This is a genomic window from Oleiphilus sp. HI0132 (assembly GCF_001635845.1).
This window is the reverse complement of record NZ_LWGJ01001750.1, coordinates 1-882: the sequence shown is the minus strand read 5'-3', so window position 1 is coordinate 882 and position 882 is coordinate 1. Positions and strand designations below refer to the sequence as shown.

Here is an 882-nt window from a genome sequence, read left to right as displayed (position 1 = left end):
ACACCTTTAAACTCTTTACCCATGCCAATAGGCCAGGTGATTGGTGCACACGCAATCTTTAGAACGTCTTCCACTTCGTCCATTAACTCTATCGGATCTCTAATATCCCTATCGAGCTTATTCATAAAGGTTACAATAGGCGTGTCACGAAGACGCGTAACCTCCATTAATTTGATTGTACGTTCCTCTACACCTTTGGCTGAATCAATCACCATCAAACTAGAGTCAACCGCAGTTAAGGTTCGATAAGTATCTTCCGAGAAATCTTCGTGCCCCGGCGTATCAAGCAAATTAACCAGACATTTATTAAATGGAAACTGCATCACCGAGGTCGTTACCGAGATACCACGCTCCTTTTCCATTTCCATCCAATCAGACTTTGCATGCTGACCGCTTTTCTTCCCTTTCACGGTACCGGCTTTTTGAATCGCCGCGCCAAATAACAGGACTTTTTCAGTAATGGTGGTCTTACCCGCATCAGGGTGAGAAATAATCGCAAAGGTTCTACGCGTGGAGATTTCATCTGTTATTTGTGACATTAAGAATACTTACCTTAAGATTTCGGCATGCCAGTCCGAAAACCAGCCTTAATAAAAATTTCTGTGATTATAAACGTCTGAGTATTTTTTCGCAGCAAGAGAAAAATTTAGACTTGAAGGTCGACCGATAACTCTAGTGTCATTAATACGGCATTTTCTTTTCCTTGAGCAGCAGGATAATAATTTGGTCTCACACCAACCTCATTAAATCCTTCAGAGAAATATAAGTCGATTGCCTGGCGATTCGACTCTCTGACCTCAAGAAAAAATACATTTGCTTGCTTCTGTATCGCTTTAGATACCGTGTATTGAAGAAGCTTTCGACCAAAGCCTTTTCTCGCAT

2 protein-coding genes are annotated in these 882 nt (G+C 41.5%); both read right to left on the bottom strand.

The genetic code is table 11. The features are described from left to right. Window positions 1-539: GTP-binding protein (locus A3766_RS26755; RefSeq protein WP_156509170.1), on the bottom strand; the 539-nt coding region annotated here is incomplete at its 3' end. 107 nt (window positions 540-646) lie between these two features. Beyond that, window positions 647-882: GNAT family N-acetyltransferase (locus A3766_RS26750; protein ID WP_156509169.1), on the bottom strand; the 236-nt coding region annotated here is incomplete at its 5' end.